An 18,512-nucleotide genomic window follows, 5' to 3' on the forward strand; every position below is an offset into this window, starting at 1 on the left:
CAATGGTTCAACCTCTACCCGGGTGGAGGTCAAGGCAATATGACGCAGTCGAGCCGGGACCACCTGCGCGAACGGCGTGGTGCGAACGACCGGTGTGGCGGTGGGCGATGCGGTGTTCACTGGGCGTGACCCACTCGTGCCCCGAAGGAGAAGCCGTGCGCCAGCGCTTAACCGTCCTGCTCGCCTCCCTGGCCCTGGCCGTCGGCGGCCTCGCCGCCACGGCGGGCCCGGCGTCCGCCGAGAGCTACGGCTACATCAACTGGACCAACAACTGCGGCGGACCCTGGCTGTTCGGGATCATCTACGCCAGCGGGACGAAGTCCGGCACGTCCGTCGCGCAGGAGACCGACGTCCCGGCGGGCGCGACGCGCAGCCGGCAGGTCCAGGCCGGCTACCAGTACAACGTGACCGCGAACGGCGGCTGGAGCACCGTGACGATCTACAACATCGCCGGCCGGGTGCACTCCGTGTCGGTCAAGGCCTGCTGAGCGCGGTTCAGGCGACCCGGGTGGCGTGCCGGCGCGGCGAGGGCACCTCGACCGAGGCGTACGCCACCCGTTCGGCCTCCTGCTGCACGAGCGCCGCGAGTTCGCGGCGCGTCTCGGCGCGGCCCGGCGCGACCTCGTCCAGCACGTGCACCTCCACCACCAGCCCGCGCGAGCGCAGCACCCGCCGCAGCGAGTCGACCAGCGTGTCGGAACCCACGAACGCGGGGGTGGTGGACGTCGCCGACCCCTGCGAGTAGCGCAGCACCACCGGCCGCACGGGCACGCCGGCGTCCAGCGCGGCCTGGAACAGCGCCGGCCGGTAACGCCCGGACGCCAGGCCGCACCACGTCGTCCCCTCCGCGTGGATGCCGACCGCCGCGCCGTCGCGCAGCGCCGCCGCCAGCTCGGCCACCGTGCCCGGCAGCAGCGACAGCCGCTCCCGGTCCAGGTACACCGTGCGGGCCGCGGTGATCAGCGGGCCGAGCACCGGCCAGTCGCGGATGTCCCGCTTCGCGACCATCCGGATGGGCTGCACCGCGTCGATCGCCAGCTCGTCCAACCAGGACACGTGGTTGGACACCACCAGCACGCCGCGTCCCGGGTTGTCCTGGAACACCGGCCCGAGCACCCGCAACCGCACGCCGAACGCGCCGAGCAGGGCCCGGAACCAGCGCCGCAGCAGCGCCGAACGCGCCCGCCCCCGCACGCACAGCACACCGAGCACCACGAGCAGCCCGGACAGCACGACCGCGGACGCCGCCACCACCCGCCACGCCGTCCGGACCCGGCCGACGGAGGCCGTCGAGTGGTCCACGCACCCGTCGCCGCACGGCGAGACCGGCATCCACGCGTGCTTGCTCACGCCGTCTCCCCGAGGAAGAACTTGAGGTAGCGCTGGTCCACCCGGTGCATCCCGAGCAGCACGGGCAGGTCGGCCACGCCGAAGTCGGCGTCCAGGGCGGGCCGGCCGGCGACCCACGCGCCCAGGCGCAGGTAGCCCTTCAGCAGCGGCGGCAGCACGGTCTTCGCCGGCCGCGCCACCGAGTCGACGTCCCACGGCGTCAGCGGCCGCACCCGGTACTCGTCGGGCGCGTAGTGCTTGGCCTGGACGACGTCCCAGACTCCCGCCGCGAACGAGCCGCCGTCGTGCGGTGCGCCCGGTTCCAGGGGAACGGAGGCGCAGCCGATCAGCCACGAGTGCCCGGACAGCAGCATGTACCGGGCGATCCCGGCCCACACCAGCGACACCACGGCCCCGTTGCGGTGGTCGGGGTGCACGCACGACCGGCCGGTCTCCACCAGCGACGGCCGCAGGGGGTCGAGCGCGGACAGGTCGAACTCGCCGTCGGAGTACAGCCCGCCCGCTTCGGCCGCCCGTTCCGGCGGCAGCATCCGGTAGGTGCCGACGATGTCGCCGGTCCGGTCGTCGCGGACCACGAGGTGGTCGCAGAACCGGTCGAAGTGGTCGACGTCGTGCCCCGGCACGGAGCTGTGCAGCACGGCGCCCATCTCGGTGGCGAACACCTGGTGCCGCAGCCGCTGCGCGGCCACGACCTCGTCGCTGTCGCGCGCGACCAGCAGGGAGTAGCGCGGCGCGTCGGAAGCGGCGTCACCGGTGCTGACAAGCAGTTGCGGCTGCGTCATGGGTCTGGTCTACCGACCGGTTGGCGACCGGGAGCAGGCCGTTCCGGTGACGCCTCGGTGGCAGGTCGGTTAAGGCGCGGTGAGGCCGCCGACAGCACGAGGGCCGCCCCGCGCGAAGCGGAGCGGCCCTCGACCGCACTGGCGGGCGAACCCGCAGGTCAGCCCTCGCCGACCGGGCGGATCAGCCCTGGTCCTCGTCGGTCAGCCCTTGCGCTTGCCGACCTCGTCGGTCAGCTGCGGCGCGACCGCGAACAGGTCGCCGACGACGCCGAAGTCGGCGATCTCGAAGATCGGCGCCTCCGGGTCCTTGTTGACCGCGACGATGGTCTTGGACGTCTGCATGCCCGCCCGGTGCTGGATCGCGCCGGAGATGCCCAGCGCGATGTACAGCTGCGGCGAGACCGTCTTGCCGGTCTGGCCGACCTGGAACTGGTGCGGGTAGTAGCCGGAGTCCACCGCGGCCCGGGACGCGCCGACCGCCGCGCCGAGGCTGTCGGCCAGCTTCTCCACGACGTCGAAGCTCTCCGCGCTGCCCACGCCACGACCGCCGGACACGACGACCGACGCCTCGGTCAGCTCGGGCCGGTCGCCACCGGCGACCGCTTCACGGCCGGTGACCTTGGTGACCAGCGCCGGGTTCGCGGCGGGCGCCTCGACGGCCTGCTCGACCGCGTCCGCGGGCGACTCGGACGCCTCGACGCCACCGGGGCGGACCGCGATGACCGGCACGCCCTTGCTGACCTTCGACTTCACCACGTACGCGCCACCGAAGATCGACTGCGTGGCGACGCCCTCGCCGTCGAGGTCGACGGCGTCGTAGAGCAGGCCGGAGTCGAGGCGCACGGCGAGCCGGCCCGCGACCTCCTTGCCCTCCAACGTCGCCGACACCAGCACGGCGGCGGGCGACGCGGTGGCCGCGAGCGCGGCGAGCGCGTCCACCTTCGGCGTGACCAGGTGGTTCACCGCGTCGTCCGACTCCACCGCGTACACCTTCACGGCGCCGTAACGGCCCAGCGACTCCCTCACCTTGCCCGCGGTGCCGGGCGATCCGACCACCACCGCGGCCGGCTCGCCGAGACGGCGCGCGGCGGATAGAAGCTCATAGGTGACCTTCTTGACCTCGCCGTCGACGTGGTCGACGAGGACGAGTACTTCGGACATTGGATTCCTCGCCTTCAGATGAGCTTCTGGTCGACCAGGTACGCGGCGATCTTCGAACCGCCGTCACCCGAGTCCTCGACACGCTGACCGGCGCCGCGCGGCGGCTTCGGCGCCGACTCCAGCACCTGCGACCAGGCCGCGCCGAGGCCGACCTCACCCGCGTCGAGCCCCAGGTCCGCGACCGTGAGCTTGCTGACCGGCTTCTTCTTGGCCGCCATGATGCCCTTGAACGACGGGTACCGCGGCTCGTTGATCTTCTCGTTCACGCTGACGACGGCGGGCAGGCTCGCCTCGAGGTGCGCGACGCCCTCGTCGGTCTCCCGCTCGGCCTTGACCGTGCCGCCTTCGACGGTGAGCTTGCGCACCTGCGTCACCTGCGGCACGCCGAGCAGCTCCGCCAGCATCGCGGGCACCGCGCCCGCGCGGCCGTCGGTGGCCTCGTTGCCGGCGATGACCAGGTCGAAGCCCTCGATGGTGCCGATGGCCTTGGCCAGCACCTTGGCGGTGGTGAGCGCGTCGGAACCGTGCAGGGCCTCGTCGGAGACGTGCACGGCCTTGTCCGCACCCATGGAGAGCGCCTTGCGGATCGCGTCGGTCGCGCGGTCGGGACCCATCGCGACGACGGTCACCTCGCCGCCGTGCGCCTCCTGGAGCAGCAGCGCCTCTTCCACGGCGCGCTCGTTGATCTCGTCGAGCACGGCGTCCGCGGACTCGCGGTCGAGGGTGTGGTCGGCGTCGGCGAGCTTGCGCTCGGACCAGGTGTCGGGCACCTGCTTGACCAGGACGACAATGTTCATGGGTCCTCTTCGACCTCCTGCGGACGGGCGGCGACGTGGTTGGGCGACGGTAGTTGCCTGCGGTCGCCGGATTGTTCGTGACCCTGCCATGTCATCGCCGCATTGGCATGGTGGTGTCGGCCACCTGGATGTTACCCACCGGTAGCAGAGGTGCAAACGACTGCAAGCACCCACTGCGGGTGATGATGCTCACTGGCACGTTTCCGGCCATTCGGACAATGTCGTCCTTCGGCACGACAGCGTTACAGGCCATCCCCCGACTGGGCTAGGTTCGAGCGCATGTCGTCTCGGCGAGTAGCGATTGTCACCGACTCCACCGCCTGCCTGCCGCCGCAGTTGACCGAGAAGCTCGGCGTGACCGTCGCGCAGATCCAGGTGCGCATCGGGGACTGGGTGGAGGACGAGGCGCGCGTGCCCGTGCCGAAGCTCGTGGACGCCCTGCGCGGGCAGCTCGACGTGACCACCACGCCACCGGACCCCGGCGCGTTCTTCTGGTCCTACGCCGACGCGGCGGCCTCCGGCGTCGAGGCGATCGTGTCGCTGCACGTGTCGACCGGCTTGTCGCGGACCGTGGAAGCCGCCCGGCAGGCGGCGGCGCAGGTGCAGGTGCCGGTGCACGTGGTGGACACGCAGACCTGCGGCATGAGCCTCGGGTACGCGGTGGTCGCCGCCGCCACCGCGGCCGCCGCCGGCGGTGACGCGAACCACGTGCTGTCCGCCGCGCGGCACAGCGTCCGGCGCAGCACCGAGCTGATCTACGTGGACACGCTGGAGTACTTGCAGCGCGGCGGGCGGATCGGCCGGGCCGCCGCCCTGCTCGGCTCGGCGCTGTCGATGAAGCCGCTGCTGACCGTGGCCGACGGGCGGATCACGCCGCTGGACAAGGTGCTCGGCGCGGAGCGGGCCATCCGCAGGCTGATCGACATCGCGGCCAAGCGCGCCGGCCAGGACGCGGTGGACATCGCGGTCGAGCACTTCGACGCGGCCGACCGCGCCGGGACCGTGCTGGACCAGTTGCGCGCGAAGCTGCCGAACGTGCGGCGGTTCCTGGTCACCCAGGTCAGCTCGGCGATCGGCGCGCACGTCGGACCGGGCGCGGTGGGCGTGACCGTTTCGCCGGTTTAGTCGGGTTGGGAACTCCTTGCGGGGTTTGAGCGTTGAGCGGACAGGGAAGGAGGTGGACATGGCATCTCTGTTCAGCAAACTCGCCGCGTTCGCCCGCAGTCCGCAGGGTCGCCGGGTCACCGAGCAGGTCAAGCACGTGGCACGCGACCCCCGAAACAAGGCCAAGGCCGAACAACTGCTGCGCAAGTTCCGCAAGCGCTGAGCAGTGCACGTTCAGCGGCCCGCTACCGGCTGTCCCGGCGGGCCGCTTCGAACGCGCGGACCCACCACGGGTCAGGGCCGGGCCACGACCTGGACGACCCCGGGTTCCTCGGCCCCGCCCGACTCCTCGGCTCCACCCGGCTCGACAACCACCGCGGCGGTCTCGCCGCCCGATCCCGCCGGCTCGACCGACCCGGCGGGCACCGACACCAGCTCGACCGGCTCGGCGGGCACCGCACCCGGCTCGATCGACTCGTCAACCGTGACGAGGGGGTCGACCGGGTCGGCCCCCTCCTGCGGCTCGGGCTCGGCCCGCACCACGTGCATCCGGCGCACTTCGTCCGGCCGCGCGGATTTCCCGCCCTCCGCCACCGGGTCCGGGACGACCACCAGGTTCGGCCGCGGCGGGAGCGGGGCCGAGCGCAGCCGTTCCGGCGCGGGCAGCGCGGTCGGGAAGCCCATCACCGGGTTGCGGTGGATGGGTCTCGTCGCGTAGTCCTCCGGCGGGAACCGCGGCTCGAACAGGGGCGCCGGCGCGGCGGGGACCGGGTGCGCCGCCGGTTCGGGCGGCTGCTCCCGGCGGAGCATGATCGCGGTCAGCACGCAGCCCGCCGCGAACGACAAGGCGCACGACCCGACCACGACCGCCACCCCGCCCATCACACGCCCTCACTCGACCGGCGGGCCGTCGGCGGCACCGCCATCAAGCACCGACCCGCTGGCCGTCGCTGCCCGCCTGCTCGCCCTTCGCCGGCCCGACGCCGACCTCCCCGGCGCTGATCGTCCCGGCGCTGATCGTCTCGGTGAGGGGCCCGACCGGCTCCGCACCCCCCTGCCCGGCATCCATCTGCCCGGCGCCCGTCTGCCCGGCACTCGCCTGCTCGACGGTCGTCTGCTCCGGGATCAGGGTCGGCACGCGGTCGGCCGCCTCGTCCAGCGCGACGCGCGCCGAGGCCAGCTGCACGGCCACCATGTGGCGCAGCTCGCGCAGGTCCTCGGACTGCCGCTGGATCTCGTCGATGCGCCGGTGCGCCTCGCGGGCCGCGAGCTTGATCAGGAACGCGGCCCGCGCCTTCGCCAGCTCCTCCTGCTCGGCGAAGTGCTGCTGGGCCTCGTTGCGCCGCCGATTCATGGTCAGCTCGAAGAAGTTCTGCGCCTTGGCGCGCTTGGCGTCGGAGTCGGCCTCCAGTCGCGCGCACCGCTCGGCGGCCTCCCGCAGCAACCGGTCCGCGTCCTGCTCCGCCTCGGCCATCGCGGCAGCGCACTCGGCCTCCACCTGCTCGACGCGGGCCCGCAGGTGCGCCTCGACCTCGGCCTGACGGCGCTCCAGGTCGACCTCGCGCTGGTCCAGCGCGGCGGCGCGCTGGTTCGCCGCCTCGCGCTGGTCGCGCGCACGCCCGTCGGCCTCCGCCCGTTGCGCGGCCAACTCCTCCTCGACCTGGCGCCGTCGTTCGGCCAACTCCGCCTCGGTGCGCTCGCGCAACGCGGTGACGTCGTGCTCGGCGCGCACCCGCAGGTCGTTCGCCTCGTCCTCGGCGAGCGTCAGCATCCGGTGCAGTCGCTCGGTCGCGCCGGAGGTCGTGTTGGGCGACATCTCCAGCCGTTCGATGCGGGCCCGCGCCGCGTCCAGGTCGCCCCTGGTCATCTCGAGGAGCTTGCGCAGGTCCGCCGCCTGCGCCAAGGCCTCGGTCCGGTCGAGGGCCGTGTACTTGAGCTGCTCGTCCAGGTTCTCCAGGTGTTCGATCACCTGTCGGCGGTGGAATCCCCGGTACACCACGTCGAAACCCGCGTGCAGCGGAACAATGTCCGGCTCTTTCGCACCCATGGCGGCCCCGCTCGTTCGAAGATTGACCGAGGGTACCGAGCGTAAGGCACCCGACCGGCCCATGACCACCCACGACTACCCTGGTATGAGCCGGCTGAAGCGCCGTGCTTGCAGGCGAAACACCATCAGGGAAGATCGTCGCAAATCTGGTGTAGGTCACCCGATGGAGTTATTTCACCGAAATCGACCGGTGTATTGCGAATGCGCTCAGCAACAAATACCGGCCATCGAGTGGCGAGAAGTTCACACGAAACAGTGACGCTCTACCGGACAGGCGCTGCCTACCCGCGAGTAACGAGCAACTAGGCTGGCCGGGTGACCGTCGAGCCGCTGCCCCTCACCGGTGAGCGCACCGTGCCCGGGATCGCCGAGGAGAACTACTGGTTCCGGCGTCACGAGGCGGCGTACCTGGACCTGGTCCGGCACTGCGTCGGCGCGGTCGTGCTGGAGGCCGGCTGCGGCGAGGGCTACGGGGCCGCGTTGATCGCCGGGCACGCCGCGCGGGTCGTCGCGCTCGACTACGACGAGCTGACCGCGGCGCACGCGCACCGGGCGTACCCGGAGCTGGCGGTGCTGCGCGGGAACCTGGCGACGCTGCCGTTGCGCGACGCGAGCGTGGACGTGGTGGTTAACCTGCAGGTCATCGAGCACCTGTGGGACCAGGAGGGCTTCCTGGCCGAGTGCGCGCGGGTGCTGCGGCCCGGCGGCAGGCTGCTGGTCACCACGCCGAACCGGATCACCTTCTCCCCCGGCCGCGACACACCGCTCAACCCGTTCCACACCCGTGAGCTGGCGCCCGCCGAGCTGCGCGAGCTGCTGGCCGGCGCGGGGCTGAGGGTCGAGCTGCTGGCCGGGCTGCGGCACGGGCCCGCGTTGCGCGCGCTGGACGGGCGGTTCGGCGGTTCGATCATCGACGCGCAGGTGGCCGTGGTGGTGGACGGCGGCACGTGGCCCGACGACCTGCTCGCCGCCGTGTCGTCGGTGCGCGCCGAGGACTTCGAGATCACGACCGACGACCTGGACGCGAGCCTGGACCTGGTCGCCGTGGCGGTGCGCCCGTGACGCACGAGGGCACGTTCTGCCTGGTCCTGCACAGCCACCTGCCGTGGCTGGCGCACCACGGCGCCTGGCCGGTCGGCGAGGAGTGGCTGTACCAGGCGTGGGCGCACTCGTACCTGCCGGTGGTGGACCTGCTGGAGCGGTTCGCCGCCGAGGGCCGCGAGGACGTGCTGACGCTCGGCGTCACGCCGGTCCTGGCCGCGCAGCTCGACGACCCGTACAGCCTGCGCGGCCTGCACGACTGGCTGGGCGACTGGCAGCTGCGCGCGCACAGCGCGTCGTCCCGGCTGCCCGACCTGGCGGCACGCGAGCACCGCGCGTCGGCGTGGGCGCTGGACCGCTTCGAAGCGCGGTGGCGCCACGGCTTCTCGCCGGTCCTGCGGTCCCTTGTGGACTCGCGAGCGGTCGAGCTGCTCGGCGGACCGGCCGCGCACCCGTTCCAGCCGCTGCTCGACCCGCGGCTGCGCGCGTTCTCGTTGCGCGCCGGGCTGGACGACACCGCGCACCGGATCGGGTCGACCCCCGAGGGCATCTGGGCGCCGGAGTGCGCGTACGCGCCGGGCATGGAGCACGACTACGCGCGGGCGGGCGTGCGCCGGTTCCTGGTGGACGGGCCGTCGCTGCGCGGCGACACCGCCTCCGGCAGGCCGGTCGGCACGTCGGACGTGGTGGCCTTCGGGCGCGACCTGGAGGTGTCGTACCGGGTGTGGTCGCCCAAGGTCGGCTACCCCGGTGATCCGGCGTACCGGGACTTCCACACCTACGACCACGCCAGCGGGCTCAAGCCGTCGCGGGTGACGGGCAAGACCGTCGAGCCGGCCGACAAGCGGCCCTACGACCCGGACCTGGCGGCGCAGGCCGTCCAGCGGCACGCGGCGGACTTCGTGGACACGGTGGTGCGGCGGCTGCGCGCGTTGAAGGAGCAGCACGGCGAGCCGTCCCTCGTGGTCGCCGCGTACGACACCGAGCTGTACGGGCACTGGTGGCACGAGGGTCCGGCGTGGCTGGAAGCGGTGCTGCGGCAGCTGCCCGGGGCCGGGGTGCGGGTGACGACGCTGCGCGGCGCGGTCGAGGCCGGGCACGTGGGCGCGCCGGTCGACGTGCCGCCGTCGTCGTGGGGCTCGGGCAAGGACTGGCAGGTGTGGAACGGGCCCCAGGTCGCCGACGTCGTGCACGGCAACGCGGAGGTGCAGCGGGAGCTGCTCGCGCTCGACCTGTCCGGCGTGGTGCGCGACCCGGTCGCCGACCAGGCCGTGCGGGAGGCGCTGCTCGCGCTGTCCAGCGACTGGGCGTTCATGGTCACCAAGGACTCGGCGGCCGACTACGCCCGGTACCGGGCCAAGACCCACGCGGACCGGTTCACCGAGCTCGTCGCGCTGCGGCGGGCGGGACGCGGGCGTGACCGGGCGGCCGAACTGCGCCTGGTCGACGGTCCGTTCGGCCACCTGGACGCGCGAGGACTGGCTAGATGACGGTCCCGGCCCCGCCGTCCTGCTGCCGCTGCGCGATGCCCGCCGAACCCGGGTGGTCGATCCGGGCCTGCACCACCGGGTCCGCCTTCGAGCGGCCCTTGGTGTCGGCCGGTCGGACGAGGCCCGCGCGCTTGGCGCGTGCCCTCCGGTCGACCGCGTACCCGATCGTCAGCGCCGCGGCGCAGAACAGGACCGCCCAGATCCAAGGCTGCATGGCCGTTCCCCCACTTCCCCCTGAGCTTCCCAGGGTAGCGGCGCCGAGATGCGAGGATGGCCCATGCGCGTGCTGATGTTGTCCTGGGAGTACCCGCCGGTCGTCGTCGGCGGTTTGGGCCGGCACGTGCACGCGCTGGCCGGGCACCTGGCGGCACAGGGCCACGACGTGGTCGTGCTGTGCCGGCAGCCCTCGGGGACGGACGCGGTCACGCACCCCACCTCGGACGCCCCGGTCGACGGCGTGCGGCTGATCCGGGTGGCCGAGGACCCGACGCACCTGGTGTTCGAGCGGGACCTGGTGGCGTGGACGCTGGCCATGGGGCACGCGATGACGCGGGCCGGGCTGGCGTTGCTGCGCGGCTGGCGGCCGGACGTCGTGCACGCGCACGACTGGCTGGTCACGCACCCCGCGATCGCGCTGGCGCAGGAGTGCGGCGCGCCGTTGGTGGCGACCGTGCACGCGACCGAGGCCGGGCGGCACAGCGGGTGGCTGTCGCAGACGTTGAACCAGCAGGTGCACTCCGTCGAGTGGTGGCTGGCGAACCGGGCGGACGCGCTGATCACGTGCTCGTCGGCGATGCGGGCCGAGGTGGCGCACCTGTTCGACGTCGAGCCGTCGTCGGTCACCGTGCTGCACAACGGCATCGAGCCGCGCCGCTGGCGGGTCCGCCCGGCCGACGTGGCCGCCGCGCGGGCCGCGCACAGCCCGTCGGGCGCGCCGCTGCTGCTGTTCTTCGGGCGGTTGGAGTGGGAGAAGGGCGTGCAGGACCTGATCGCCGCCCTGCCCCGGATCCGCCGCGTCCACCCCGGCGCGCGGCTGGTCGTGGCCGGCACGGGCACCCACCGCGACTGGCTAGTGGACCAGGCGCGCAAGCACAAGGTGCGGCGGGCGGTGGACTTCGTCGGCCACCTGCCGGACCGGGAGCTGGCGGCGGCGCTGGCGGCGGCGGACGCGGTCGTGCTGCCGAGCAGGTACGAGCCGTTCGGCATCGTCGCGCTGGAAGCGGCGGCGGCCGGCGCCCCGTTGGTCGCCTCCACCGCCGGCGGTCTGGGCGAGGTCGTCCTGGACGGCGTGACGGGCCTGTCGTTCGCGCCCGGTGACGTCGAGGCCCTGGCCGGCGCGGTCCGGACCGTGCTGGCCGACCGGCCGGCCGCCCTCCGCCGCGCCCGCGCCGCCAAGTCCCGCCTGGCCACGGACTTCGACTGGTCGAAGATCGCCGAGGACACGACCGCGGTCTACCGCTGCGCCGCGGTCCGCGACCACCCGCCGCTGGGCCGGCCCAAGATCCCGACCGGCAACGTGTTCCTCTAGGCCATGCGCCGTGACACCCCGAGCGCCGGGTCCAGGTCCGCGTGGGTTCCTCCGACCTCGTGCGCGCACAGGTAGTCCCGGACGAGCCCGAAGGTGCCTGGTCGAACAGCCGGTGCCCGGCCTCCGCGCTGATGGCGTCCGCCGCGTCCAGCAGCGCGTCGAGCCGGTCCGGCGGTGCACCGATCCTGCGATCGGCCCGGTCGTCAGCGGTCCGGGATGGTCAGCACCAGCTTGCCCGTGGTCCGGTTGGCCTCACCCACCTCGTGCGCCTTGACGACGTCCGCCAGCGGGAACGTCTCGGCGACGACCACCCGCAGCTCGCCGCGCTCCACCAGCGCCGCCACGTGCTCCAGCGCGGCGTGGTCCGGGGCCACCGACACGACCGCCGCGCGCACGCCCAGCGCGTCCGCCGCGACGCGGAGGTCGGGCAGCCGGCCCGGGTCCGGCATGCCGACGTACGTCCCGCCGGGCCTGAGCACGCCCATCGACCGCCGCTCGTAGTCTTCGCCGCCGACCAGGTCGATCACCACGTCGACGTCGCGCAGCTCCCCGAAGTCCCGCGTCGCGTAGTCCACCGGCTCGTCGACGCCCAGCTCCCGCAGCAGGTCGTGCTTGCCGGCACTCGCGGTGCCGATCACCCACGCCCCGAGCGACTTCGCGAGCTGCACGGCGAGGTGCCCGACACCGCCCGCGGCGGCGTGCACCAGCACCCGGTCGCCCGGCTCGACGTCGGCGGCCTCGGTGAGGGCCTGCCACGCGGTCAGCGCGGCCAGCGGCAGGGCCGCCGCGTGCACGTGGTCGAGGCCGGCGGGCTTGCGGGCGAAGTGGCGCGCCGGCGCGGCGACGTACTCGGCGTACGCGCCGGCCGCGCGCGGCAGGTGTGGCATGCCGAACACCTCGTCGCCCACCCGGAACCGGTTCTCCCCCGCCGGCGCCCGCACCACCACGCCGGAGACGTCCCAGCCCGGCACCCACGGCGTGGTGAACCAGTAGCCGTCCCGGCGCACCTTCCAGTCGAACGGGTTCACGCCGGCCGCGCGCACCTCGACCAGGACCTCGTCCCGCTCCGGCACCGGCCGCGCGACCGTCCGCACCCGCATGACCTCCGGCCCGCCGAAGGCCTCGACCGCCACCGCTCGCATCTCGTCCGTCATGCGCACAGGATCATCTTCAGTGGTACCTCTTGTGAAGTAGGCACCTGAATGGTAATTAGGTTCCTCGTGTATACCACCCCTGACCTGCGCCCCTACGGCGGTGTGGACGCCTACCTCCGCACCTGCGCGTCACGTGCGGTGCTCGACCTGCTGACGAACAAGTGGGTGTGCCTCGTCATCGGCGCCTTGCGGCCCGGCACCCTGCGCTTCGGCGAGCTCCGGCGCCGGCTCGACGGCATCACCCAGAAGATGCTCACCCAGACCCTGCGGGACCTGGAGCGGGCGGGTCTCGTGCACCGCGCCGTCTACCCGAGCGTGCCGCCGCGCGTCGAGTACCGCCTCACCCCGCTGGGCGACAACGTGGGCGGCCTGATGGACGCGATCAGGGTGTGGTCGGAGACCTACATCGAGGACATCCGCGCCGCGCAGGAGGAGTACGACCGCAAGGCGGGCGAGGAGCTCCAGCCCGTCTAGGAGCCGTCGCGGGACTGGTCGAGGGCTTCGCGCGCCTTGCGGGCCATGTCGGCGACGGCGGCGCGGCGCGCGGCGTCGGCCTCGTAGTCCTCGCGGCGGTCCTTGACGACCCTCGCCGGCAGGCCCACGGCGATCTTGAAGTCCGGCACGTCGCCGCGCACCACGGCGTGCGCGCCGATCACGCAACCGCGCCCGATGCGCGTGCCGCGGGTGACCGTGACCTTCGTGCCGAGCCAGCAGTCCGGCCCGATGCGCACCGGCGACTTCACGATGCCCTGGTCCTTGATCGGCAGCGTGATGTCGGCCGTGACGTGGTCGAAGTCGCAGATGTAGACCCAGTCGGCGATCAGCGTGGCCGCGCCGATCTCCACGTCCAGGTAGCAGTTCACCGTGTTGTCCTTGCCGAACACGGCCTTGTCGCCGATCCGCAGCGAGCCCTCGTGGCAGCGGATGGCGTTGCCGTCGCCGATGTGGACCCAGCGGCCGATCTCCAGCCGGCCGTAGCCGGGGCGGCAGTGCAGCTCGACCTTCCTGCCCAGGAACACCATGCCGCGCAGCACCACGTGCGGGTTCGCCACCCGGAACTTCAGCAGCCGCCAGTACCGCACCAGGTACCAGGGCGTGTACGCGCGGTGGCGCAGGACCCAGCGCAGCGACGCGAGGGTGAGGAACCTGGCCTGCGCCGGGTCGCGGCGCGAGCTGCGCCACCTCGTCCACACCGGGGCACCCCACATGCTCGTCACGCCGGGCACTCTAACCGTGGGGTGGCCGCTGCTCGGCGCCCGGCGGCGCGGGTCCGGCGCTGCCGCCGGCCGCGGGGCAGCGGCAGAATCAGCGCGGTGACCACTCCGCTGATCATCGACACCGACCCCGGCGTGGACGACGCGTTCGCCCTCGCCCTCGCCGCCGCCAGCCCCGAGGTCGACCTGATCGGGGTGACCACCGTCTTCGGCAACGTCTCGCTGGAGAACACCACGCGCAACGCACTGCGGCTGCTGGCGCTCCTGGGCCGCGACGACGTGCCGGTCGGCGTCGGCGCGTCCCGGCCGTTGGTGCACCCCCACCCGCACCTGTCCAGCGCGCACGGCGCGGACGGCCTCTCCGGCTACGCCGACACGCTCCCCCGGCCCACCCGCGGCCCCGACCCGCGCGACGCCGTCACGCTCCTGCGCGACCTGCTCGACCAGGCCGACCGGCCCGTCACGATCGTGCCCATCGGCCCGCTCACCAACATCGCGCTGCTGCTCGCCGCCCACCCCGGCCTCAAGCCGAAGATCGGCCGGCTCGTCGTGATGGGCGGCGGCGTGAACGGCGGCAACATCACCGCCACGGCCGAGTTCAACGTCTGGAGCGACCCCGAGGCCGCCCGCCGCGTGCTGGTCGAGGAGGACGTGCCCACCACGCTGGTGCCGATGGACCTGACCCGCCGGTGCGCGGTGAGCAGCCAGTGGCTGACCGACCTCGCCGGGACCTCCCCCGTCGCGCGCGCCCTCGTCGACCTCACCCCCGACTACCTGGCGACCTACCGCCGGTTCCTCGGCTGGGACGGCATGGCCGTGCACGACGCGGTGGCCGTGGCCGAGGCGGTCCGGCCGGGCCTCCTCGGCGGCACCCCGTTCCCGGTGGACGTCGACTGCTCGTACGGCCCGAACCGGGGCGCGCTCGTGGTCGACCGACGGCGGGAGGTCGACGCGCCCAAGACCCTCGACATCACGATGGAGGCCGACCTCGACGGCCTGCGCGCCTTCCTGTTCGAGAGGCTAGGTGCGCTCGGCGTGCGCCAGTAGGTAGACGGGACGGCGGCCGATGCGCGTCAACGCCACGGTCGCCTCACCCGACCCGGTCAGCTTCAGCCTCGGCCGCAACGCGTTCGGGTCCACGTCCAGACCGCGCACCAGGATCTCCAGCCGACCCACGTCGTGCGCCCGCAGCACGGACCGCAACGCCTTCTCGCTGTAGTGCCCGTGCTCGACCACCCGGAACGCGCGCACGCCCGGCGGCGGCGTGGGTCCGGTCAGGTAGGCGATCCGCTCGTCCAGCTGGGCCAGCCCGTGCCGGGCCGCGTAGTGCCGCACCAGCCCGGCCCGCACCACCGCGCCGTCCGGGTCGACCAGCCACCCGTCCGGCTCCCGCACCGGGCAGTCGTCGGGGTCGGCGGAGGTGATCGTCCACTCGGGACCGTCCGACCGCAGCACGGTCGCCCGCCGCGACACGCCGAGCGTGGCCAGGCCGCGCGTCCACAGGCACGCCTCGCGCACCTGCCCGTCCAACGACACCAGCTCGACCTCGTCCGCCCACGGCGCGACCGCGAAGTCCACGCCCGGCGCGCACTTCACCGCCAGGTCACGCCCCGCGTAGGCGTCCGCCAGCTCGTCCAGCGGCGGCGCGAAGTCCGAGGGCCGCCACGTGCGCCGCCCGCTCGCGTCCCGCCGGGCCGGGTCGGCGAGCACCGCCGTGCCGCGCGACACCGGCCGCAACGCGTCCGCCCGCACCAGCGGCACCCGGTCACCCAGGTTGTGCCGCGCCATGGCCAGCCGCACCGGGTCCAGGTCGGACCCGACCGAGCCCTCTGGCAACGCCGCCAGGTCCGCCCCGACCGAGCACGTCACGTCGTGCGCGGGACCGCGGAACCGGCGCGCCCGGTGCGCCGCGACCGGGTGCGCGGTGGCCTGCTGCAACGCGTCGGAGGTGAACAGCCCGTCGGCGAACGCGACCTTCCCGGCGGCCTTGCGGCGCAGCAGCACCGTCTCCAGCACCGCCGCGAAGTGCGTCGGCGAGACCTGCCGGGCCCGGTTCACGTCGGCCAGCCGCGACGCGGGCGTCAACGGCAGGTCGGCCAGCGCCGACAACGCGGCGCGCCCGGCGTCCGACCGCAGGTGCGCCACGTCGTCGAGGCTGAAGGCGTAGGCCACTAGACCGGCTTGCGACCCGTCACGGAGACGTTGTAGAACACCTCGCGCGGCAGCATCTTGGCCAGCACGTTCTCGTCCACCCAGGACAGCCGCTGCCAGGTCCGGTAGGCGAACATCGCCCACCCGAAGCCCAGCTTCTCGCGCGGCACCGCGGCCTCGAACGTGCGCACCGGCCAGCCGAACAACGCCGCCGACAGCTCCTCGGTCACCGCGCGCACACCGACCGCGCCGGCCCCGCGAGCGGTCCGCTCCAGGTCGGACGGGTCGAACGTGTGCAGGTCGACCACCGCCTCCAGCGCCGCGGCCCGGGAGGACTCGTCCAGCTCCTCCTGCGGCCGGCGCCAGTCGTTGAGCGGGGCGAGCTTGGTCACGGTGGTGGTCAGCCACCACGTCAGCTGGCCGAGCTTGCGGGCGTAGAGGTTGCCCACGTTCGTCGGGTCGCCCGCGAACACGAACTTGCCGCCCGGCTTCAACACCCGCAGCACCTCGCGCATCGCGGCGGGCACGTCCGGGATGTGGTGCAGCACCGCGTGCCCCACCACCAGGTCGAACGTGTCGTCGTCGTACGGGATGCGCTCGGCGTCGGCCACCCGGCCGTCCACCGGCAGGTCGAGCTGCCCGGCGTTGCGCAGCGCCACCTCGACCATGCCCGGCGACAAGTCGGTCACCGAGCCGCGCTCGATCACCCCGCCCTGCATGAGGTTGAGCAGGAAGAAGCCCGTGCCGCAGCCCAGCTCCAACGCGTGCCCGTACGGGCCGACGTCGCCGGCGACCGCGCGGAACCGGTCCTTGGCGTAGGTGATGCAGCGCTCGTCGTAGGAGATCGACCACTTCTCGTCGTACGTGCCGGCTTCCCAGTCGTGGTAGAGCACGTTGGCGAGCTTCGGGTCGGCGTACGCCGCCTCGATCTCCTCGGCGGTGGCGTGCGGGTTGGGCTTGGGATCAACGGCCACTGAACTTCGCCTTCCCCGGGCCGTTCTCGATGAACGACGCCATGCCGGTCTTCTGGTCCTCGGTGGCGAACATCGCCGCGAACAGCTGGCTCTCCAGCTTCAGGCCGCTGCCGAGGTCGGTGTCCAGCCCGCCGTCGATCGCGGCCTTCGCGGCGGCGTACGCGCGCACCGGGCCGTTCACGAACTGCCCGGCCCACCGGCGCGCCGCCTCGTACACGTCGTCCGGCGCCACGACCTCGTCCACCATCCCGATCCGCAACGCCTCCTCGGCGCCCACGAACCGGCCGGTGTAGATCAGGTCCTTGGCGCGCGACGGGCCGATGAGCCGCGGCAGGCGCTGCGTGCCGCCCATGCCGGGGATGACGCCGAGCAGGATCTCCGGCTGGCCGACCTTGGCGTTGTCGCCCGCGATCCGCCGGTCCGCGCACAGCGCCAGCTCGAACCCGCCGCCCAGCGCGTACCCGGTGATGGCCGCGACGGTCGGCTTGGGGATCTCCTCCACCGAGCGCAACGCCGACGTGAAGGCGCCCGCGCGGGCGGCCATCTCGGCGTACGACAGCTCGGCCATCTCCTTGATGTCCGCGCCCGCCGCGAACACCTTCGGCCCCCCGTACACGATCACCGAGTAGACGTCGGCCCGGCCGGTCGCCTCCAGCGCGGCCGAGCGGATCTCTTCCTGGACCTGCCGGTTGAGCGCGTTCATCGGCGGGCGGTCCAGCCGGATGGTGCCGATCCCGTCCTCGACTTCGAGCCTCACGAACTCAGCCACGCGGTCCTCCTCGACCTCCGTCGGTGCGCCTCGCAGGTTACCCCTCGGTAGTTTTCCGCCGGGCGAAGTACCTGTCACCCGACCGCTGGAGCTCCAGCGGCTGGTCGAACGTCTTCGACAGGTTCTCCTCGGTCAGCACGTCCGCCAGCAGGCCCTGCGCCACGATGCCGCCGTCACGCAGCAGCAGCGCGTGCGTGAACCCGGGCGGGATCTCCTCCACGTGGTGCGTGACCAGCACCGTCGCCGGCGCGTCCGGGTCCATCGCCAGCTCCGACAGCCGGGCGACCAGGTCCTCGCGGCCACCCAGGTCGAGGCCCGCCGCCGGCTCGTCGAGCAGCAGCATCTCCGGGTCGGTCATCAACGCGCGCGAGATCAGCGTGCGCTTGCGCTCGCCCTCCGACAGCGTGCCGTAGGCGCGGTCGGCCAGGTGCTCGATGCCCATCGCGGCCAGCAGCTCCACGGCGCGACCGGTGTCGAGCTTGTCGTACTCCTCGCGCCACCGGCCCAGCACCGCGTACCCGGCGCTGACCACCAGGTCGACCACCTTCTCGTCGGGCGGGATCCGCCCGTTCAGCGCCGACGAGGACAGCCCGATCCGGGGTCGCAGCTCCGCCATGTCCGTCCGGCCGATCCGCTCGCCGAGCAGGTGCACCTTGCCCTTGGTGGGGTGCAGCTCCGCGCCGGCCAGCCTCAGCAGCGTCGTCTTGCCCGCGCCGTTCGGACCGAGCACGACCCAGCGCTCGTCCAGCTCCACGCTCCAGTCGACGTCCCCGACCAGCGTGGTCTTGCCACGTCGAACCGAAACACCCTGCATGTGGATGACCAGATCTTCGTTTTCCACGCCTGCCCTCGCCCCGTCGATGCGCCGCCGCCGCCATTGTTCTGCACCCCGTTCCGCCGGTGGTCCGGTGGGGGGAGGTACGGGCGCGGTCGGTGAAGCTCTGCGCGCT

General features: G+C 73.1%; 21 protein-coding genes. 8 read left to right on the forward strand and 13 right to left on the reverse strand.

Features of this window, described 5'->3' with window-relative positions:
• Window positions 1–155: 155 nt before the first annotated feature.
• On the forward strand, window positions 156–488 hold the full coding sequence (locus IOD16_RS30280) for a hypothetical protein (protein ID WP_201437087.1): 333 nt from the start codon (window positions 156–158) through the stop codon (window positions 486–488).
• Window positions 489–495: 7 nt separating this feature from the next.
• Here IOD16_RS30280 and IOD16_RS30285 read toward each other — a convergent pair whose 3' ends face one another.
• The 4 genes from IOD16_RS30285 to IOD16_RS30300 form a co-directional block, all read right to left on the reverse strand.
• On the reverse strand, window positions 496–1,350 hold the full coding sequence (locus tag IOD16_RS30285) for a lysophospholipid acyltransferase family protein (RefSeq protein WP_236594475.1): 855 nt from the start codon (window positions 1,348–1,350) through the stop codon (window positions 496–498).
• Window positions 1,347–2,132, reverse strand: a complete 786-nt coding sequence (locus IOD16_RS30290; RefSeq protein WP_201437088.1) for a GNAT family N-acetyltransferase — start codon at window positions 2,130–2,132, stop codon at window positions 1,347–1,349. The genes IOD16_RS30285 and IOD16_RS30290 overlap by 4 nt, the downstream gene beginning before the upstream one ends.
• 201 nt (window positions 2,133–2,333) lie before the next feature.
• Window positions 2,334–3,293, reverse strand: a complete 960-nt coding sequence (locus tag IOD16_RS30295) for an electron transfer flavoprotein subunit alpha/FixB family protein (RefSeq protein WP_123745840.1) — start codon at window positions 3,291–3,293, stop codon at window positions 2,334–2,336.
• A gap of 14 nt (window positions 3,294–3,307) precedes the next feature.
• A complete protein-coding gene (locus tag IOD16_RS30300) occupies window positions 3,308–4,090 on the reverse strand; it encodes an electron transfer flavoprotein subunit beta/FixA family protein (protein ID WP_123745839.1) in 783 nt (260 codons plus the stop codon).
• 279 nt (window positions 4,091–4,369) lie between these two features.
• Between IOD16_RS30300 and IOD16_RS30305 the strand changes: the two genes are divergently transcribed.
• Both IOD16_RS30305 and IOD16_RS30310 read left to right on the forward strand, forming a co-directional pair.
• Complete coding sequence (locus IOD16_RS30305; RefSeq protein ID WP_201437090.1) at window positions 4,370–5,215, forward strand: DegV family protein; 846 nt, start codon at window positions 4,370–4,372, stop codon at window positions 5,213–5,215.
• Between the two features lie 58 nt (window positions 5,216–5,273).
• Window positions 5,274–5,417 carry a hypothetical protein gene (locus IOD16_RS30310; protein WP_170185233.1) on the forward strand — a complete coding sequence of 48 codons (144 nt, stop codon included), beginning with the start codon at window positions 5,274–5,276 and terminating at the stop codon, window positions 5,415–5,417.
• Window positions 5,418–5,488: 71 nt separating this feature from the next.
• Here the strand turns inward: IOD16_RS30310 and IOD16_RS30315 are convergent, their stop codons facing one another.
• On the reverse strand, window positions 5,489–6,076 hold the full coding sequence (locus tag IOD16_RS30315) for a hypothetical protein (RefSeq protein WP_201437091.1): 588 nt from the start codon (window positions 6,074–6,076) through the stop codon (window positions 5,489–5,491).
• 43 nt (window positions 6,077–6,119) lie between these two features.
• Entirely contained in the window at window positions 6,120–7,241 is a 1,122-nt protein-coding gene (locus IOD16_RS30320; protein ID WP_201437093.1) for a hypothetical protein, read from the reverse strand.
• Window positions 7,242–7,556: 315 nt separating this feature from the next.
• Here IOD16_RS30320 and IOD16_RS30325 point away from each other — a divergent pair, with 315 nt between their 5' ends.
• Together IOD16_RS30325 and IOD16_RS30330 are read left to right on the forward strand one after the other, a co-directional pair.
• Window positions 7,557–8,303: a class I SAM-dependent methyltransferase gene (locus IOD16_RS30325; RefSeq protein ID WP_201437095.1), complete on the forward strand. Its 747-nt coding sequence runs from the start codon at window positions 7,557–7,559 to the stop codon at window positions 8,301–8,303.
• Window positions 8,300–9,772: a 1,4-alpha-glucan branching protein domain-containing protein gene (locus IOD16_RS30330; protein WP_201437096.1), complete on the forward strand. Its 1,473-nt coding sequence runs from the start codon at window positions 8,300–8,302 to the stop codon at window positions 9,770–9,772. Before IOD16_RS30325 ends, IOD16_RS30330 begins: the two co-directional genes overlap by 4 nt.
• On the opposite strand, the gene IOD16_RS30335 is transcribed toward IOD16_RS30330, so the two are convergent.
• Window positions 9,765–9,986, reverse strand: coding sequence for a hypothetical protein (locus tag IOD16_RS30335; RefSeq protein ID WP_201437098.1), 222 nt, complete (start codon window positions 9,984–9,986; stop codon window positions 9,765–9,767). The two genes, IOD16_RS30330 and IOD16_RS30335, sit on opposite strands and share 8 nt — an antisense overlap.
• Window positions 9,987–10,049: 63 nt before the next feature.
• Here IOD16_RS30335 and IOD16_RS30340 point away from each other — a divergent pair, with 63 nt between their 5' ends.
• A complete protein-coding gene (locus IOD16_RS30340; protein ID WP_201437100.1) occupies window positions 10,050–11,300 on the forward strand; it encodes a glycosyltransferase family 4 protein in 1,251 nt (416 codons plus the stop codon).
• Between the two features lie 203 nt (window positions 11,301–11,503).
• On the opposite strand, the gene IOD16_RS30345 is transcribed toward IOD16_RS30340, so the two are convergent.
• Window positions 11,504–12,454 (reverse strand): NADP-dependent oxidoreductase, encoded by a 951-nt coding sequence (locus tag IOD16_RS30345; RefSeq protein ID WP_236594476.1) that lies wholly within the window; start codon window positions 12,452–12,454, stop codon window positions 11,504–11,506.
• 66 nt (window positions 12,455–12,520) lie between these two features.
• Here IOD16_RS30345 and IOD16_RS30350 point away from each other — a divergent pair, with 66 nt between their 5' ends.
• Complete coding sequence (locus IOD16_RS30350; protein ID WP_236594477.1) at window positions 12,521–12,928, forward strand: winged helix-turn-helix transcriptional regulator; 408 nt, start codon at window positions 12,521–12,523, stop codon at window positions 12,926–12,928.
• On the opposite strand, the gene IOD16_RS30355 is transcribed toward IOD16_RS30350, so the two are convergent.
• The gene (locus IOD16_RS30355) at window positions 12,925–13,671 is read right to left on the reverse strand and encodes an acyltransferase (RefSeq protein ID WP_123745830.1); all 747 of its coding nucleotides are present in this window, start codon (window positions 13,669–13,671) and stop codon (window positions 12,925–12,927) included. The two genes, IOD16_RS30350 and IOD16_RS30355, sit on opposite strands and share 4 nt — an antisense overlap.
• Before the next feature lie 96 nt (window positions 13,672–13,767).
• On the opposite strand from IOD16_RS30355, the gene IOD16_RS30360 reads away from it, so the two are divergent.
• Entirely contained in the window at window positions 13,768–14,715 is a 948-nt protein-coding gene (locus IOD16_RS30360) for a nucleoside hydrolase (protein WP_201437102.1), read from the forward strand.
• Here IOD16_RS30360 and IOD16_RS30365 read toward each other — a convergent pair.
• Genes IOD16_RS30365 through IOD16_RS30380 form a run of 4 tightly spaced genes read right to left on the reverse strand, consistent with a single transcriptional unit; the run spans window position 14,689 to window position 18,376 of the window.
• Window positions 14,689–15,840 carry a THUMP-like domain-containing protein gene (locus IOD16_RS30365; RefSeq protein ID WP_201437104.1) on the reverse strand — a complete coding sequence of 384 codons (1,152 nt, stop codon included), beginning with the start codon at window positions 15,838–15,840 and terminating at the stop codon, window positions 14,689–14,691. The genes IOD16_RS30360 and IOD16_RS30365 overlap by 27 nt on opposite strands.
• Complete coding sequence (locus IOD16_RS30370; RefSeq protein ID WP_201437106.1) at window positions 15,840–16,793, reverse strand: class I SAM-dependent methyltransferase; 954 nt, start codon at window positions 16,791–16,793, stop codon at window positions 15,840–15,842. The genes IOD16_RS30365 and IOD16_RS30370 overlap by 1 nt, the downstream gene beginning before the upstream one ends.
• Window positions 16,783–17,562 carry an enoyl-CoA hydratase/isomerase family protein gene (locus tag IOD16_RS30375; RefSeq protein WP_123745826.1) on the reverse strand — a complete coding sequence of 260 codons (780 nt, stop codon included), beginning with the start codon at window positions 17,560–17,562 and terminating at the stop codon, window positions 16,783–16,785. Before IOD16_RS30375 ends, IOD16_RS30370 begins: the two co-directional genes overlap by 11 nt.
• 37 nt (window positions 17,563–17,599) lie before the next feature.
• Window positions 17,600–18,376, reverse strand: a complete 777-nt coding sequence (locus IOD16_RS30380) for an ABC transporter ATP-binding protein (protein WP_201441637.1) — start codon at window positions 18,374–18,376, stop codon at window positions 17,600–17,602.
• Between the last annotated feature and the right edge of the window lie 136 nt (window positions 18,377–18,512).

It is taken from the genome of Saccharothrix sp. 6-C, assembly GCF_016695385.1.
Lineage (GTDB): Bacteria > Actinomycetota > Actinomycetes > Mycobacteriales > Pseudonocardiaceae > Actinosynnema > Actinosynnema texasense.

What these genes read in the sequence shown, in the direction of transcription:
- IOD16_RS30300 (WP_123745839.1), bottom strand. Translation starts at nt 4,090, where the DNA reads ATGAACATTGTCGTCCTGGTCAAGCAGGTGCCCGACACCTGGTCCGAG.
- IOD16_RS30290 (WP_201437088.1), bottom strand. Translation starts at nt 2,132, where the DNA reads ATGACGCAGCCGCAACTGCTTGTCAGCACCGGTGACGCCGCTTCCGAC.
- IOD16_RS30315 (WP_201437091.1), bottom strand. Translation starts at nt 6,076, where the DNA reads ATGGGCGGGGTGGCGGTCGTGGTCGGGTCGTGCGCCTTGTCGTTCGCG.
- IOD16_RS30335 (WP_201437098.1), bottom strand. Translation starts at nt 9,986, where the DNA reads ATGCAGCCTTGGATCTGGGCGGTCCTGTTCTGCGCCGCGGCGCTGACG.
- IOD16_RS30310 (WP_170185233.1), top strand. Translation starts at nt 5,274, where the DNA reads ATGGCATCTCTGTTCAGCAAACTCGCCGCGTTCGCCCGCAGTCCGCAG.
- IOD16_RS30345 (WP_236594476.1), bottom strand. Translation starts at nt 12,454, where the DNA reads ATGACGGACGAGATGCGAGCGGTGGCGGTCGAGGCCTTCGGCGGGCCG.
- IOD16_RS30380 (WP_201441637.1), bottom strand. Translation starts at nt 18,376, where the DNA reads ATGCAGGGTGTTTCGGTTCGACGTGGCAAGACCACGCTGGTCGGGGAC.
- IOD16_RS30320 (WP_201437093.1), bottom strand. Translation starts at nt 7,241, where the DNA reads ATGGGTGCGAAAGAGCCGGACATTGTTCCGCTGCACGCGGGTTTCGAC.
- IOD16_RS30340 (WP_201437100.1), top strand. Translation starts at nt 10,050, where the DNA reads ATGCGCGTGCTGATGTTGTCCTGGGAGTACCCGCCGGTCGTCGTCGGC.
- IOD16_RS30295 (WP_123745840.1), bottom strand. Translation starts at nt 3,293, where the DNA reads ATGTCCGAAGTACTCGTCCTCGTCGACCACGTCGACGGCGAGGTCAAG.
- IOD16_RS30305 (WP_201437090.1), top strand. Translation starts at nt 4,370, where the DNA reads ATGTCGTCTCGGCGAGTAGCGATTGTCACCGACTCCACCGCCTGCCTG.